Genomic DNA, 14,830 nt, shown 5'->3' on the forward strand with positions numbered 1-14,830 from the left:
TAGTATAAATTTGCTCCTAACTAAACATTACTAAACTTGAAATCCAGAGTCTATTACTTCATTATTTTCCTCAGCATTATTTTCCTTGGAATCCTTTCCAGAAAAATCTCTTTTATTCCCTTATGGATTGGCGATTTTTTGTATGCAGTTATGATTTACTTTTTGGTTCGAATTTTTCTTCCACTTAAAAAGGCTTTTTTAATTGCTTTACTTTCTCTCCTAATTTGTTACAGCATTGAGTTTCTACAATTGTATCAAGCAGAATGTATTGTTGAACTTAGAAAGACACTTTTTGGAAGGTATGTTTTAGGTCAGGGATTTTTATGGTCGGATATTCTTGCTTATACTTTCGGAATTGCTGTCGCTTCTCTCATCGAAAAAAATAGTTTTAAATTATATCAGTCAAAAGTCTGAGTGATTTTTTCGATATTTAAACTATTGGCCATCGCCATAAATATTTGATAATACGTTCCTTTATTATCATATAATTCATCATGAGTTCCTTTTTCGACACATCTTCCTTTTTCTAAAACGATAATATTTGAGGCATCAATAATTTGAGAAATACTGTGCGAAATTATAATTACAGTTCTATCTTTTTTTATGGCGTCGAGAGACTTTTTTATTTGTTCTGTTGCAATCGCATCTAAACTCGCGGTTGGTTCATCTAAGAAAATTATGGGCGGATTTTTTAAAAACAATCTCGCAATCGCAATTCGCTGCTGCTGTCCGCCAGAAAGTAAATGCGCATCAGAATCATATCCTTTTGGCAATTGAATTACTTGTTCGTGAATATAGGCTTGTTTGGCAGCTTCGATAATTTCCTCTTTTGATGCTTCTGGCTTTCCGTATAAAATATTCTCTGCAATTGTGCCTTTAAAAATATGGTTTTTCTGAAGCACCAATCCAATATTTTTACGCAGAAAATCTGTATTATAATCTGCTAAATCAACTCCATCTAAAAAAATATGACCCGACGAAGGCTGATAAAATTTATCCAGCAAATTAATAACAGTACTTTTTCCCGCGCCGCTTAATCCGACCAAAGCTGTCGTTTCATTTGGTTTGACAGTAAAATTAATATCGTAAAGTGCCTGTGTTCCGTTTGGATACACAAAATCTACATTTTTAACCTCTATTAATCCGCTAATTTTTTCTGGAATAAAATCTCCAGTTGTTTCTATTTCCTGTTCTGATTCTAAAATATCAAAAAAGCCTTCAGAGTAAATAAGAGCATCGTTTACTTCATCGTAAATTCGGTGTAATTGTCTAATCGGAGACGAAACATTATTAAACAACATAATATGAAACATTATGGCACCAATTGTCATCTGGTTGTTCAACACAAAATAAGCTGTTAATATAATGATAATCACTACTCCTATCTGCTCGACAAAACTTTTAACGCTTTCAAAAATAAAACTCGTTTTTCTGGTTGCTAATTGATTTTCGGTCATTTCATATTGAATCTTTTCGTGGCGTTCTGCTTCTGTCGATTCTCGAACAAAAGATTTAATGACCGTAATAGATTCAATTAAACTTATAATTCCGTTGTTTTTAGTTTCGCGGTAATTACGCATTCGTCTTCTAAATCCGCTTAATTTTCTCGCCTGCAATTGACTTATGTAAAAATAAATCGGAATAATACACAAACTCACCAAACCAACATAGACATTGGCATAAAACATTATCACCAATGCCACAAAAGCATTTGCAAATAATGGCAGAATATCAATAAAAAAGTTTTGGACCAATCGTGTTAAACTGCTAATGCCTAGATCGATTCTGGTTTGAAGTTTTCCGCTTTCATTTTCATCAGAAGTATAAAATTCCATTCTATAACTTAGGATTTTTTCAACAATGGTTTGAGAAATATCACGGGTTATAAAAATACGGAGTTTTTCTCCGTAGAATTTTTGCCCAAACTGTACAACTGAATTAACCAATTCTTTAATTAACAACACAATACTAATAATACCTAATAAATGAAAGCCTTTAGAAAGCGGCTCGTGTGCGACCATTAAATTATTGATGGTATCGACAGTGTATTTTAGAATTAAAGCATTTACCTGAGCCGCAAATGAACCTAAAAACGTAAGCAGTAAAGTAGCAATTACCATTTTTCTGTAAGACTTTACAAAAGGCATTATTTTTTTATAAAGAACCGATAACTGCATTTATTTTATTTTTTAGGTAACATATCAAATATAAGAATTCTAAATTTGTGTTGAAATCATTTAAACAGATAATTCTATGAAACTCGTTTTCGCTTCAAACAACAAAAATAAAATCGCAGAAATACAAAGTATGCTTCCTGAGAGCATTAAAATATTAAGTCTAGAAGATATTAACTGCCTTGAAGATATTCCTGAAACTGCGGAAACAATTGAAGGAAATGCTATTTTAAAAGCCGATTATGTAACTCAAAAATATGGTTATGATTGTTTTGCTGATGATACTGGCTTAGAAGTAACCGCATTAAATGGCGAACCTGGCGTTTATTCTGCGCGATATGCTGGCGAACAAAAAAATGCAGATGACAATATGAATAAGCTTTTAGAGGCATTAAAAAATGAAGAAAATCGCAGCGCCCAGTTCAAGACCGTTATTACTTTAAACCTTGGAGGAAAACAACATTTATTTACCGGAATTGCCAAAGGAACTATTACCTCAGATAAAATGGGAACAAATGGTTTTGGATATGATCCTATTTTTAAACCTGAAAATTTTGATGAAACCTTCGCTCAACTGCCATTAGAAGTAAAAAATAAAATAGGCCACCGCGGAAAAGCAGTTCAGCAACTAATTGATTTCCTGAGTGCCGCAAAATAATTGTTTCAAATACAACATTTTAAAGACTAAATTTTAGATTTCATGACGTGTTTTTTGTGTGTTTTCTGATTTTTTTATTAAAAATCATTTTAATAAAAATGTAACTTTTTGAAAATCAAATCATAACAAATACATAATTCTTGAATTACCATTAGTTTATCTGAATAATTAACAGTAATTTTGCACCCTATTTTAAATACATATATGAATAAATTTGAACAATTAGGATTGAATGAATCGTTACTGAAGGCGATTTTAGATCTAGGATTTGAAAATCCGTCAGAGGTACAGGAAAAGGCGATTCCCCTATTATTGGAAAAAGACACAGATATGGTTGCGTTGGCTCAGACAGGGACAGGGAAAACGGCAGCTTTCGGTTTTCCGCTAATTCAAAAAATTGATGCTGACAACAGAAACACACAAGCATTAGTTTTATCGCCAACACGAGAACTTTGTTTACAGATTACCAACGAACTTAAAAACTACTCAAAATACGAAAAAGGTATTAATGTGGTAGCAGTTTACGGCGGGGCTAGTATTACAGAGCAAGCTAGAGACATTAAAAGAGGAGCGCAGATTATCGTTGCAACTCCAGGAAGAATGCAAGACATGATTAATAGAGGTTTGGTTAACATTAAAAATATAGATTACTGTATTCTTGATGAGGCTGACGAAATGTTAAACATGGGATTCTATGAGGATATCGTATCTATTTTATCAGATACTCCAGACGAAAAAAGTACATGGTTGTTCTCTGCAACTATGCCGCAAGAGGTTGCTAGAATTGCAAAACAATTCATGAGTGACCCAGTTGAAATTACTGTTGGAGCCAAAAACTCAGGTTCTGCAACAGTTTCTCACGAATTTTACTTAGTAAATGCTCGTGACCGTTATGAAGCTTTGAAACGTTTAGCTGATGCTAATCCAGATATTTTCTCTGTAGTTTTCTGTCGTACAAAAAGAGACACACAAGCTATTGCTGAAAAATTAATCGAAGACGGATACAGTGCTGCTGCTTTACACGGAGATTTATCTCAAGCACAGCGTGATGGTGTAATGAAATCTTTCCGCGGAAGACAAATTCAGATGCTTGTTGCTACTGACGTTGCTGCGCGTGGTATTGACGTTGATAACGTAACACACGTTGTAAACTACCAATTACCTGATGAAATTGAAACTTACAACCACCGTTCTGGTCGTACTGGTAGAGCTGGAAAATTAGGAACTTCTATTGTAATTGTTACAAAAAGTGAGTTGCGTAAAATTTCTTCTATCGAAAGAATCATCAAACAAAAGTTTGAAGAAAAAACTATTCCATCTGGAATTGAAATCTGCGAAATCCAATTATTGCACTTAGCAAATAAAATTAAAGATACTGAGGTTGATCACGAAATTGACAACTACTTACCAGCAATCAACAATGTTCTTGAAGATTTATCTAAAGAAGAATTGATTAAGAAAATGGTTTCTGTAGAATTTAACCGTTTCATTACTTATTACAAAAAGAACAGAGATATCTCTGCTCAATCTGGAGAAAGACGCGAAAGAGGAGATTCAGAACCAAGAGAATTCAATAATAACGGAGCAGTTCGTTATTTTGTAAACATCGGTTCCAGAGACAATTTTGACTGGATGTCATTAAAAGATTACTTAAAAGAAACATTAGATTTAGGTCGTGATGATATCTTTAAAGTTGACGTAAAAGAAGGCTTCTCTTTCTTTAACACTGATCCACAGCATACTGACAAAGTAATGGACGTTTTAAACAACGTACAATTAGAAGGTCGTCGTATCAATGTTGAGATCTCTAAAAATGACGGAGGCGGAAGACGCGACCACAACAATCGTGGCGGCGGAAGAAGTTCTGGACCAAGAAGAGAAGGAAATTTTGCTCCAAGACGTGAAGGTTCTGGAGGCGGATTTAGAAGCGACAGAAATTCTTCAAGAGACGGAGGATCTAGAGAAGGTGGTTTTAGAAGCGACAGAAATTCATCTGCTCCAAGAAGAGAAGGTGGTTTTAGAAGTTCTGCTCCAAGAAACGAAAATGGTTCTTCAGAAAGAGCTCCAAGACGTTCTGAAAACTTTGGCGACAGCCCAAGACCAAGAAGATCTAGAAGAGATTAATAATTTAGTATCTCAAAATACAAAATCCCAAATTCCAGATATAATTGGAATTTGGGATTTTTTTATATTAAGAATCTTACTCTCTATGAATGAGTTTTGTAATTACTAAAGCAAGACTGCTTCCTTTGTTAATTTTCTTATAATTAAATTCCAAGACTGCAAAATATTTAATCCCGATTTACTACTTTTAGAGCTTTAAATCAGGATATGAAATATTTCGCAGTTTTCTTTTTTATTCTTCTAGCTAACATTGGTTTTGCGCAAGATACGCAGCCAACTGTTCCTCAAAGAGTTTCAGGTTATATTATTAATGACAACAGTAAACAACCTCTTGCCGGTGTAAACGTTATTAACACTAACAAAGTTCGCGGTGCAAAATCTGACGAAAAAGGATATTTTGAAATTGATGTTCAGGTTAATGACACACTTCACTTTTCTATTCTAGGGTTTCAATCTCTAAGAATTAGAGTTACAAATGACTGGATAAAAAATAAAGTAACCCGTATTCAGCTTACTGAAAAAGCAATTGCTTTAGAGGAGGTTATCATTGCTCCGTTTACTTTAACAGGATATCTTGAAATTGATTCTAAATTAATTCCAACAAAAGAAAACTATCGTTACAGCATTTCTGGACTTACACAAGGTTATGAAGCAGGAGAATATGCTCCAAATGCATTTGGTAAGGTACTAGGATCGATTTTTAACCCCGCGGATATGCTCTATAATTTCTTTGGAAAAAACGGTAAAGAACTCAAGAAGCTAAAGGAGATGAAGAAAGATGATACGGTACGAACACTTCTGGAATCTAAATACGACCGCGAAACAGTTGCCGTGTTATTAGGAGTCAGCAAAGACGAGATTCCTGAAATCATGCACAGATGTAACTATTCTGATTCTTTTATACAAACTGCAAATGATCTTCAGATTATGGATGCCATTAGCGCTTGTTATGAGCAGTATAAAGTATTAAAACGTAATTAAGAATCTCCTTCATAAGGAAAATATTTAAATCCTCAATTCTAAAATTGAGGATTTTTTTTGGCGTTTAAGTTTTTAAAAGCTTTACATTTACTAAAACACCATCAAAATCAATAAATTATGTCAAAGGGTCAAGATGCTAAAAAAACAGCAAAAAAAGAACCGTTAAAAACGGCTAAAGAAAAGAAAGAAGAAAAAAGAGAAAAGAAAAATACTCCTAAGAGAGATTAAGTTTTTTAGTCGCAGTTTACAGTCACAGTTTACAGTTTTCTTAGAAACTGAAATTAACTGTGACTGAATACCGTGACTGAAACTATTTAACTGGAATATTCGAAAGAATTTCTAATACAAATTTCCAATATTTTTGAGCTGAAGAAATACTAGCTCTTTCGTCTGGAGAGTGTGCTCCATGAATTGTTGGGCCAAAAGAAATCATATCCATATCTGGATAATTTGTTCCTAAAATTCCGCATTCTAAACCAGCGTGGCAAGCTACAACCTTAGGCTGTTCTCCATTTTGCTTTTCGTAGATTTCTTTTAAAACTTCTAATATTTCAGAATTAACGTTTGGAGTCCATCCTGGGTAAGAACCAGAAAGTTCAACTTCGCATCCTACTAATTCGAAAGCAGAACGCAATGAATTTGCTAAATCAAATTTTGAAGATTCAACAGAAGAACGCGTTAAACATCCAATCGAAATTTCTCCGTCTTTAATAATTACTCGCGCGATATTATTTGAAGTTTCAACCAAATCTGCCATATCAGCGCTCATTTTGTAAACGCCATTATGTGCGGCGTAAATCGCTCTGATGATTCCTTCCTGAACCCCTAAATCCATTACTTTTTCAGGTAATTCTCCTTTTACAATTTCAATTGATAAGTTTGGCTCAGTTGTTTTGTATTCAGCTTTGATGTCAGAAATAATTTCCTGCATATCATACACATAAGCTTCATCAAACATTTGAGAAATAATTACTTTAGCAACACTTTCTCTCGGAATTGCATTTCTTAAACTTCCACCGTTTACTTCAACAATCTGTAAACCGAAGTTTTCAAATCCATCAAATAATAAACGATTCATTATTTTATTAGCATTCCCTAAACCTTTATGAATATCCATTCCTGAATGTCCTCCGTTTAGTCCTTTTACTGTAATTGTGTAACCAACAGAGCCTTCTGGAACTTCTTCTTCATGATACGTTCTTGTAGCCGTAACGTCAATTCCTCCTGCACATCCGATATCAATTTCATCGTCTTCTTCGGTATCTAAATTCAATAAAATCTGACCTTGAAGAATTCCGCCTTTTAGGTTTAGCGCACCAGTCATTCCTGTTTCTTCATCAATTGTAAACAAAGCTTCAATTGCTGGATGCGGAATATCTTTACTTTCTAAAATTGCCATAATTGTAGCTACTCCCAATCCGTTATCTGCACCTAGAGTTGTGCCGCGAGCGCGAACCCAGTCTCCATCAACATACATATCAATTCCCTGCGTATCGAAATCAAAAACTGTATCTGCATTTTTTTGGTGAACCATATCCAAATGCCCCTGCATTACAATAGCTTTGCGATTTTCCATTCCTGGTGTAGCCGGCTTTCTGATGATTACGTTTCTAATTTCATCTTCGAAAGTCTCTAAACCTAAACTGTTTCCAAAGTTTTTCATAAACTCAATTACGCGCTCTTCTTTTTTTGAAGGACGAGGAACGGCATTTAAATCTGCAAATTTATTCCAAAGTACTTTTGGCTCCAGATTTCTTACTTCTTGACTCATTATATTTTGTTTGATGTTTAACAATTAAGAGCTTCAAAGTTACAAAGTTTAAATGCTTTTTTCGATACAAATTATAGGATATTAATCCAGAAATCTTTTCCCTTTTTATGCCACATAGTGGCATTTCGTTGGTAATAAAATAAAACAAGGAGCTATCATGCGTTCCTATGGGAACGCTTGGCTTCAATATGCATAAATTCTCTACCAATCAATTGTGCCTGACGGCACATTTAAATACCAATATTTAAAAGTTTTTATATTGTAATTCATTTATAGAATGATAAAATTTCAAAAAAATAAACTCAACTTCTATTTAATTATTATTTTTATAAAAAACCTAAACCGTGAGATCAAAATACATTTTACCTATATTTCTTCTTGTTCAAATTATCTTTTTAAGAATCCTCGCCTTCTTTCCAGACTTTGTTGAAGGTTTTTACAGTAACAATTTATTTGTTAGAATTTCTCATTTTTTAAGGATAGCACTAGGAAAAGTTCCATTTTCTATTGGAGATTGTATTTATGCTTTTCTAATTTTAGGTATAATTGGCTGGTTTTGGAAAATCCGTAAAACATGGAGAACAGATTGGAAAGATCATCTTTTAAAGATATTAAGCAAAATTTCTGTTTTTTACTTTTTCTTTCATCTTCTTTGGGCGTTCAATTATTATAGAGAGCCTCTTTTCGAAAAAATGGAAATCAAGAGAGAGTATACAGATGCTGATCTTTTAGCTTTTACGAAAAGATTAATTACAAAAACGAATGAAGTTCAGTTTGCAATTACTAAAAATGACACAGCAAAAATTGTTTTTCCTTACTCTCAAAAAGAATCATTTAAAATGATTTTAAACGGTTATGACAATTTAGCGAAGGAACATCCTTATTTTAAATATGAAATTTTAAGCGTTAAGAAATCCCTATTCAGCACACCATTGACTTATATGGGTTTTGGCGGTTATTTGAATCCGTTTACCAATGAGGCTCAGATCAATTATTTACTGCCAATGTACACTTTTCCTCAAACTACGGCGCACGAAATGGCGCATCAAATTGGTTTTGCCAGTGAAAGTGAATGTAATTTTATAGGCTTTTTAGCTTCCGCTAAAAATGATAATCTTTATTATCAGTATGCTGGATATAGTTTTACATTGAATTATTGTTTAGGAATCTGGAAATTCAAAAACGAGAAAGTTTTTAATCAATTAAAGAAATCTGTACATATTGGTATCTTAAAAAATTATAAGGAGAGTCAAGATTTTCACAAAAAGTATGATACTTTTCTCGATGAGGGATTTTATTTTCTTTACGATAATTTCTTAAAATCAAACAACCAAAAAGATGGTATGGACAGTTACAGCAAATTCATTGACTTGGCAATTAATTATTATAAAACCAGAAAACTTTGATTCAACTGTAACAAAAATGATTTCATAACTACTAATACTTTTATGAGCGAAAATCTAGAACAGTCATTTGTTGCGCAATTGCAGGCAAATCAGAATATAATCCACAAGATTTGTAGATTATATACTGCTGGAGAAGATGCTCATAAAGATTTATTTCAGGAAATTACCATTCAGCTCTGGAAGGCTTATCCAAAATTTAGAGGCGACAGTAAATTTTCGACTTGGACTTATCGCGTGGCTTTGAACACCGCGATTACATTATACCGCAAAACCAAAAGAACTATTTCTACCGTAGATTATGAAAACCACCAGCATTTTGTAAAAGATGTTGACTACAATTACGAAGAAGAAGAACAGATAAAATTGATGTACAAAGCAGTTTACCAGCTTAACGACATCGAAAAAGCATTAGTTTTTATGTATTTAGAAGACAAAGATTATCAAGAAATAGCTGAAACCTTAGGAATCAGCGAAGTGAATGCGCGCGTGAAAATGAACAGAATTAAAGGGAAACTTAAAAAAATACTAAATCCTTAAAAATTATTATGAAAGAACTGGATTTACTAAAAAAAGACTGGCAGAAGAACTCAGGTTCTTTTCAACAAATTTCTGAAACTGAAATCTATAAAATGATTCACAAAAAATCATCTTCCATAGTAAAATGGATTTTGATTATCAGTATTTTGGAAATTTCGTTTTGGACTTTTTCAAACTTATTTATTAATACGGATGATGTTTTGAAAAAAATCAATCATCCAGAAATTATCATGGCTTTAGAGTTTCTAACATACTTTAATTATATTGTCGTTCTCATTTTTGTGTATATTTTTTATAAAAACTACAAAACGATTTCGACTACTGTAGCCACCAAATCATTAATGAGCGCCATTTTAAAGACTAGAAAAACAGTTCAGTACTATGTTTGGTATAATTTAGGAATGATTGTAATAACGGCTATTTTAAGCTTCTTTATTGCTTTTGTTTACAATCCAGATATGGAATTTCTGAGAGAAAAATTAGCCTTAAACGGAAGAGCTATGTTTGTTACGATAGGAATATTATTCTTGGTAATTTTAGGCTTCTTCGGTTTATTCTGGTGTTTCTACAGAATAATCTACGGAACTCTTTTAAGAAGATTATATACTAATTATAAGGAGTTGAAGAAAATAGATTTTTAAGTTGCCAAGGTTCTGAGATACGCTAAAGTTCTGAGATACTAAGATACTAAGATACTAAGGTTCTAAGTTTTTTTGACAACTTGAAACTTGAAACCTGAAACAATCTAAAATCTAAAATCAGAAATCTAAAATCACTAATAATCCCACTGTCTGAGTTTATTAAGTTCTTCCTGTGCTTTAATTTCTTCTGCTGGAATTACTTTTAAAAATGAAGGATGCTGTTCGATTGCGTATTCTACTTTTTCTACAATTTGTTCGATTGTATCGTTTTCATAATCAATATCAAGAGGTTCTTTGATGATGAAAGACTGCAGGATCCCTTTTTTCTTCATTCGAAGTCCTTTTTTATCGAATGATCTTCGGAAACCATCAATTACAATCGGAATTACAATTGGTTTATGCTGTTTGATAATATGAGCAGTTCCTTTACGAACAGGCTTAAAAGATTTTGTAGTTCCCTGCGGAAAAGTAATAACCCAGCCATCTTCAAGAGCAATTCGAATGTTTTCGGTATCGTTTGGATTTACATCGCGTTTCTCTGTAACATCAACGCCTTTAGCACGCCAAGTTCTTTCGACTGTAATTGCTCCTACATAAGCCAAAATTCTTGGCAGTAATCCTGCCTGCATGGTTTCTTTTGCAGCAACATAATACAAATTCATTTTAGGCTGCCACAAATAGCCAATGTTCTTAATAGTATCTTGACGTCCGCTTAAACTTGCGTTAAACACATGAAACATTGCAACAACGTCTGCAAAATAAGTTTGATGATTGGATATAAATAAGACATTAGAATCTGGGAGTGTTTTAATAATTTCAGATCCTTCAATCTGCAAATCGTTAAAACCTCTATATCTTCTATGCGTCATGGCACCCAAAATTCGGATTAACCATTTCTTGATGAATAATATATGCCCAAAAGGATTTCGTTTAAACAATCCCATAACTAATTTATCTTATTTTTTTGTTAGGTCGCAAACATACAAAAATTATTCTTTTAGCAACACTTTAAAACAATTTCTCCAATTTACACCTATTAAAATGAATATCAAATTGTTAAATAAACATTTTTAAATTTCATGCTCAAAAGTCATTTTTAATACATCTCTCAATTCGCTCAAGATCATTGCTGTTGCACCCCAAACCACATGATTTTGAATATTGAAAGCCGGCACTAAAATATTAGCACCATAAGAAGTTGATAATCTGGCCTCGATAATTATTTCATCATTTAAAAAAACCGATAAAGGCAGTTCAATAATATCTGCAACTTCTCTAATATCCGGATAAAAAGAAAGTTCTTCTTTTGAAATTCCTAAAAATGGATGCACCAAAAAATTACTGGGCGGAATATACATGGGAGAAAAATGTTTGATTATTTCTATTTTATCACTGGCAACTCCAACTTCTTCCTGAGTTTCGCGCAGTGCAGTAGTTTCAAAATTCAAATCTTCTTTTTCATATTTTCCTCCAGGAAACGCAATCTGAGCAGAATGCACTCCATCATAAGCATTTCTTACAATCAAAACTAAATGTGTTTTTTCCTGCTTTGGGTAAAATAGCATCATTACTCCTGCCATTCTAGCATTCAGTGCTTCAATATCAAGATTTTTTAATCCCTCAATGCGTTCTTTTGGAGCCATTTTTAAATGTGATTCGACCGCTGGCAGTTCAACCGGAATAATATTGGGAACATATTTCAAAAAGTCTTGAAAATTCATAATCAAAGCTTATTTTTGTACTTTTAAATAAAACATAAATATACTCTAGAAAACGCAGTACCACAAGTTTTCTAAAATTAAAGCCTAAAAAATGTACAGCAGAGAAGAATCACAAAAAATTAAAAGAGAATTTTGGGTAGCTTTTGCAGAAAAATATCCTCGCAAATGGGTGCTTTATGATACAAAGATTAAAGACTTCTCTTTTAAATTTTATGTTGATAATAAGAAGGCTCAGGTTTTAATTGATATTGAACATAGAAGTGATGAAAAGCGTACAGCTTACTTCGAAAAAATAGAGGCTTTAAAAAACATTCTGGAAGAAGAATTTATTAAAGATTTGGTTTTTGAAAAAAATTACACTCTAGAAAGCGGTAAAACAATCAGCAGAATCTGGGTTGAAAAAACAGGTGTTGGTTTTAGCAACCGAAATAACTGGGATACAATTTTTGATTTCTTTAATGAAAATATGCATGCTCTAGAAATGTTTTATCTTGAGTATGACGAGTTTATTAAAGATATTGATGTATTGTAAGAAAGGCTCTGAGTTTCTGAGAGACTAAGGTTCTAAGGCGTATATAATAAACCCGATAGATTTTAAAAACCTGTCGGTGTTTTTTTACCTCTTTAATGAAAAATGTCCTTTTTTTATAATTCCATTTTCCAATACCAATTGAAACCAGTAATCAGAAGAAGGTAACGCATTTCCATTATAATTTCCGTCCCAGCTGCCATTTTTTCCTAAAGTCTTTAAAAGCTTACCATATCTATCAAAAATATGAACACTATAATTTTGATTTTCCAGCCCCTTAATCTCCCATGTATCATTAAATCCATCGGCATTTGGCGTAAAAAACTGGGGAATTATATAGCTATAAGTTTCCTCCTCTTTTTTGCAATCTGCACCAGCATTAGAGACATACAGATTTATTTTCGATTTTGCACTGCAATTAGTACTTATTTCTGTTACATTAACTACAATTTCCTGAAAGTTTTTAGTAGAATTAATATACGATTCGTTAATCAAAGAACTAATATCATTTCCGTTTTTGTCAAAATATGAAAATGTAAAAAGTGACGGATCATTTACAAGAACAGAATTAACTTTTGACAAATCGAATGTTGCAAAACCTGTTCCGTTCAAATCGCAATTATATAGATCAGGAACAATGTTTAATGTGAAAGAAGAGATTGTTTCCAATTCAATTTTAGTATCTTCATAACAGCTTGGATTGTTTTTATTTGCCACTCTAATATTAATATTTTCAGAGAAAGGATTAATATTAGAATAATTATTTGGCAAAGGTGAAGGTAATTTATTACCATTTTTATCTGTGTATGTAAAAACGTAGTTTTCAGGGTTTGCAACTAAATCTTTTTCAATAGTTGACATATCAAAACTCGAAGAAAAACCATTTCCTAAATCAGCACATGAAGTTAAAATAGGAATCGTATTTAATACTGGTTTTGAGGAATTTAAATATTCATAAGTATTAAATATGTAAACAGCTCCAGCATAACCAACATAATTTTGTTCATTTGCGTCTAATGCCGCCCAATAGGCTCCAACAAAAAAATCATCGTTATACAAGGAAATTGAGCTTCCAAATGAATCACTATTATTTTTTATAATTGGATGAACAATCTGGTACTCAACCCACTTATTATTACTTTTATCTTTTTGAAACATATATACACGACCATAAACTTTTGATAATGCTCCCAAATTATCATACACCCTTTCACCCCCTACAACTGCCATTTTATCATTAGAGATTTCTATCTTACCACCTAACCCAGCTGTAACAGAAACATCAGAAGCTCTTATCTTCTGAAACCCCGTCCATTGGTTACTTGCGTTTTTTCTAAAAACATAAATTGAGCCTGCAAATGTCAATGGTCCTCCTCCATCTCCGCTTTCAGAAGAATCATAATCATCTTCTCCTGGAGCAGAAATCACGATATCATCTTTAGCAACTTTAACCGTTGCGGCAAATCTATCCTGTAACCCTCTAAAATCGTAAGCTGTTAATTTTTGAACTTCCCTCCACGTATTTGAATTGCTGTTTTTTTCAAAAACATATGCAGCTCCTGCCCAATTAACTCCTTCTTCAACTGCACCAACCACAATGGTATTTTCAAAAATAGAAACTGAATTTCCAAAATTGTCTCTTCTTTCTCTATCACTTGCAACAATTTTTTGGACAAAATCCCATGTACCGGTATTGTTTCTATGATATATATATGCAGCCCCTGCATTCTCTAAATAATTAGCAAAATTACCATCTGTACTATTATAAAAAGCACCTACAACCATAAAATCTCCAGACATGGCAAGAGTTGTTCCATAATTGTCATAAATAATATTTTCAGATCTGGTTATTTTTTGCTTTAATTTATATAAATCATCCGAATCCCTTTCGTACATATATACTGCTTTTCCACCAAGTCCCAAAACAGGATCACAACCTACAATTGCAAGTGTTTTTCCTTCCATGACAATCAAAGTTCCGAAACCACAATAATTTATAGCATCTGGAAGAGTAAGTTCTTGATAAATTGACCATCCATCGCAATCTTGTTTAGCGATATATATTTTACCTGCATTTTCTACACCAGCAATATCAACTTCATCTGCTGAATACGCAGCATATCCATCAAAAGTAGAAACAGAAAATCCGAAGCTATTATCTCTAATTCTTATAGGTTCAACAATTTTAAAATTTTGTTTCCATTGTTGAGATGAAGCAGATAATACGATAAAAAATAATAAAAAAGAAGTGATTTTTTTTACACTCATAGCGACATATGCACGTTAAA

Annotated in this window: 13 protein-coding genes; 8 read left to right on the forward strand and 5 right to left on the reverse strand. The window is 32.8% G+C overall.

The window, feature by feature from the left end:
- The first annotated feature begins 36 nt into the window (after window positions 1–36).
- On the forward strand, window positions 37–414 hold the full coding sequence (locus ASE40_RS19170; protein WP_057118797.1) for a DUF2809 domain-containing protein: 378 nt from the start codon (window positions 37–39) through the stop codon (window positions 412–414).
- Here the strand turns inward: ASE40_RS19170 and ASE40_RS19175 are convergent.
- A complete protein-coding gene (locus tag ASE40_RS19175; protein WP_057118799.1) occupies window positions 399–2,177 on the reverse strand; it encodes an ABC transporter ATP-binding protein in 1,779 nt (592 codons plus the stop codon). The genes ASE40_RS19170 and ASE40_RS19175 overlap by 16 nt on opposite strands.
- 76 nt (window positions 2,178–2,253) lie before the next feature.
- Here ASE40_RS19175 and ASE40_RS19180 point away from each other — a divergent pair, with 76 nt between their 5' ends.
- The 3 genes from ASE40_RS19180 to ASE40_RS19190 all read left to right on the forward strand — a co-directional run bounded on the left by ASE40_RS19180 (window position 2,254) and on the right by ASE40_RS19190 (window position 5,937).
- Entirely contained in the window at window positions 2,254–2,832 is a 579-nt protein-coding gene (locus ASE40_RS19180; RefSeq protein ID WP_057118802.1) for a non-canonical purine NTP diphosphatase, read from the forward strand.
- A 204-nt stretch (window positions 2,833–3,036) separates the two neighbouring features.
- Window positions 3,037–4,956 carry a DEAD/DEAH box helicase gene (locus ASE40_RS19185; protein ID WP_057118804.1) on the forward strand — a complete coding sequence of 640 codons (1,920 nt, stop codon included), beginning with the start codon at window positions 3,037–3,039 and terminating at the stop codon, window positions 4,954–4,956.
- 207 nt (window positions 4,957–5,163) lie between these two features.
- Window positions 5,164–5,937 (forward strand): carboxypeptidase-like regulatory domain-containing protein, encoded by a 774-nt coding sequence (locus ASE40_RS19190; RefSeq protein ID WP_057118806.1) that lies wholly within the window; start codon window positions 5,164–5,166, stop codon window positions 5,935–5,937.
- 310 nt (window positions 5,938–6,247) lie between these two features.
- Here the strand turns inward: ASE40_RS19190 and ASE40_RS19195 are convergent, their stop codons facing one another.
- Window positions 6,248–7,708 carry an aminoacyl-histidine dipeptidase gene (locus tag ASE40_RS19195; protein WP_057118807.1) on the reverse strand — a complete coding sequence of 487 codons (1,461 nt, stop codon included), beginning with the start codon at window positions 7,706–7,708 and terminating at the stop codon, window positions 6,248–6,250.
- Between the two features lie 344 nt (window positions 7,709–8,052).
- Here ASE40_RS19195 and ASE40_RS19200 point away from each other — a divergent pair, with 344 nt between their 5' ends.
- The 3 genes from ASE40_RS19200 to ASE40_RS19210 are packed head-to-tail and all read left to right on the forward strand — an operon-like array spanning window position 8,053 to window position 10,292.
- Window positions 8,053–9,114 carry a DUF3810 domain-containing protein gene (locus tag ASE40_RS19200; RefSeq protein WP_057118809.1) on the forward strand — a complete coding sequence of 354 codons (1,062 nt, stop codon included), beginning with the start codon at window positions 8,053–8,055 and terminating at the stop codon, window positions 9,112–9,114.
- A gap of 42 nt (window positions 9,115–9,156) precedes the next feature.
- A complete protein-coding gene (locus tag ASE40_RS19205) occupies window positions 9,157–9,651 on the forward strand; it encodes an RNA polymerase sigma factor (RefSeq protein ID WP_008462500.1) in 495 nt (164 codons plus the stop codon).
- An 8-nt stretch (window positions 9,652–9,659) separates the two neighbouring features.
- The gene (locus ASE40_RS19210; protein WP_057118811.1) at window positions 9,660–10,292 is read left to right on the forward strand and encodes a hypothetical protein; all 633 of its coding nucleotides are present in this window, start codon (window positions 9,660–9,662) and stop codon (window positions 10,290–10,292) included.
- 134 nt (window positions 10,293–10,426) lie between these two features.
- On the opposite strand, the gene ASE40_RS19215 is transcribed toward ASE40_RS19210, so the two are convergent.
- Together ASE40_RS19215 and ASE40_RS19220 are read right to left on the reverse strand one after the other, a co-directional pair.
- The gene (locus ASE40_RS19215) at window positions 10,427–11,236 is read right to left on the reverse strand and encodes a lysophospholipid acyltransferase family protein (protein ID WP_057118813.1); all 810 of its coding nucleotides are present in this window, start codon (window positions 11,234–11,236) and stop codon (window positions 10,427–10,429) included.
- Between the two features lie 126 nt (window positions 11,237–11,362).
- Complete coding sequence (locus tag ASE40_RS19220; RefSeq protein WP_057118815.1) at window positions 11,363–12,013, reverse strand: NUDIX hydrolase; 651 nt, start codon at window positions 12,011–12,013, stop codon at window positions 11,363–11,365.
- Window positions 12,014–12,104: 91 nt separating this feature from the next.
- Between ASE40_RS19220 and ASE40_RS19225 the strand changes: the two genes are divergently transcribed.
- Entirely contained in the window at window positions 12,105–12,545 is a 441-nt protein-coding gene (locus ASE40_RS19225; RefSeq protein WP_057118817.1) for a DUF4268 domain-containing protein, read from the forward strand.
- A gap of 84 nt (window positions 12,546–12,629) precedes the next feature.
- On the opposite strand, the gene ASE40_RS19230 is transcribed toward ASE40_RS19225, so the two are convergent.
- A complete protein-coding gene (locus ASE40_RS19230) occupies window positions 12,630–14,810 on the reverse strand; it encodes a T9SS type B sorting domain-containing protein (protein WP_057118820.1) in 2,181 nt (726 codons plus the stop codon).
- Window positions 14,811–14,830: the final 20 nt, after the last annotated feature.

This window comes from Flavobacterium sp. Root935 (assembly GCF_001429295.1).
Classification (GTDB): Bacteria; Bacteroidota; Bacteroidia; order Flavobacteriales; family Flavobacteriaceae; genus Flavobacterium.

Bases quoted from the DNA above. Each gene is read 5' to 3' on its own strand.
- ASE40_RS19175 (WP_057118799.1), bottom strand. From the start codon at position 2,177: ATGCAGTTATCGGTTCTTTATAAAAAAATAATGCCTTTTGTAAAGTCT.
- ASE40_RS19180 (WP_057118802.1), top strand. From the start codon at position 2,254: ATGAAACTCGTTTTCGCTTCAAACAACAAAAATAAAATCGCAGAAATA.
- ASE40_RS19185 (WP_057118804.1), top strand. From the start codon at position 3,037: ATGAATAAATTTGAACAATTAGGATTGAATGAATCGTTACTGAAGGCG.
- ASE40_RS19190 (WP_057118806.1), top strand. From the start codon at position 5,164: ATGAAATATTTCGCAGTTTTCTTTTTTATTCTTCTAGCTAACATTGGT.
- ASE40_RS19195 (WP_057118807.1), bottom strand. From the start codon at position 7,708: ATGAGTCAAGAAGTAAGAAATCTGGAGCCAAAAGTACTTTGGAATAAA.
- ASE40_RS19205 (WP_008462500.1), top strand. From the start codon at position 9,157: ATGAGCGAAAATCTAGAACAGTCATTTGTTGCGCAATTGCAGGCAAAT.
- ASE40_RS19210 (WP_057118811.1), top strand. From the start codon at position 9,660: ATGAAAGAACTGGATTTACTAAAAAAAGACTGGCAGAAGAACTCAGGT.
- ASE40_RS19215 (WP_057118813.1), bottom strand. From the start codon at position 11,236: ATGGGATTGTTTAAACGAAATCCTTTTGGGCATATATTATTCATCAAG.
- ASE40_RS19220 (WP_057118815.1), bottom strand. From the start codon at position 12,013: ATGAATTTTCAAGACTTTTTGAAATATGTTCCCAATATTATTCCGGTT.
- ASE40_RS19225 (WP_057118817.1), top strand. From the start codon at position 12,105: ATGTACAGCAGAGAAGAATCACAAAAAATTAAAAGAGAATTTTGGGTA.
- ASE40_RS19230 (WP_057118820.1), bottom strand. From the start codon at position 14,810: ATGAGTGTAAAAAAAATCACTTCTTTTTTATTATTTTTTATCGTATTA.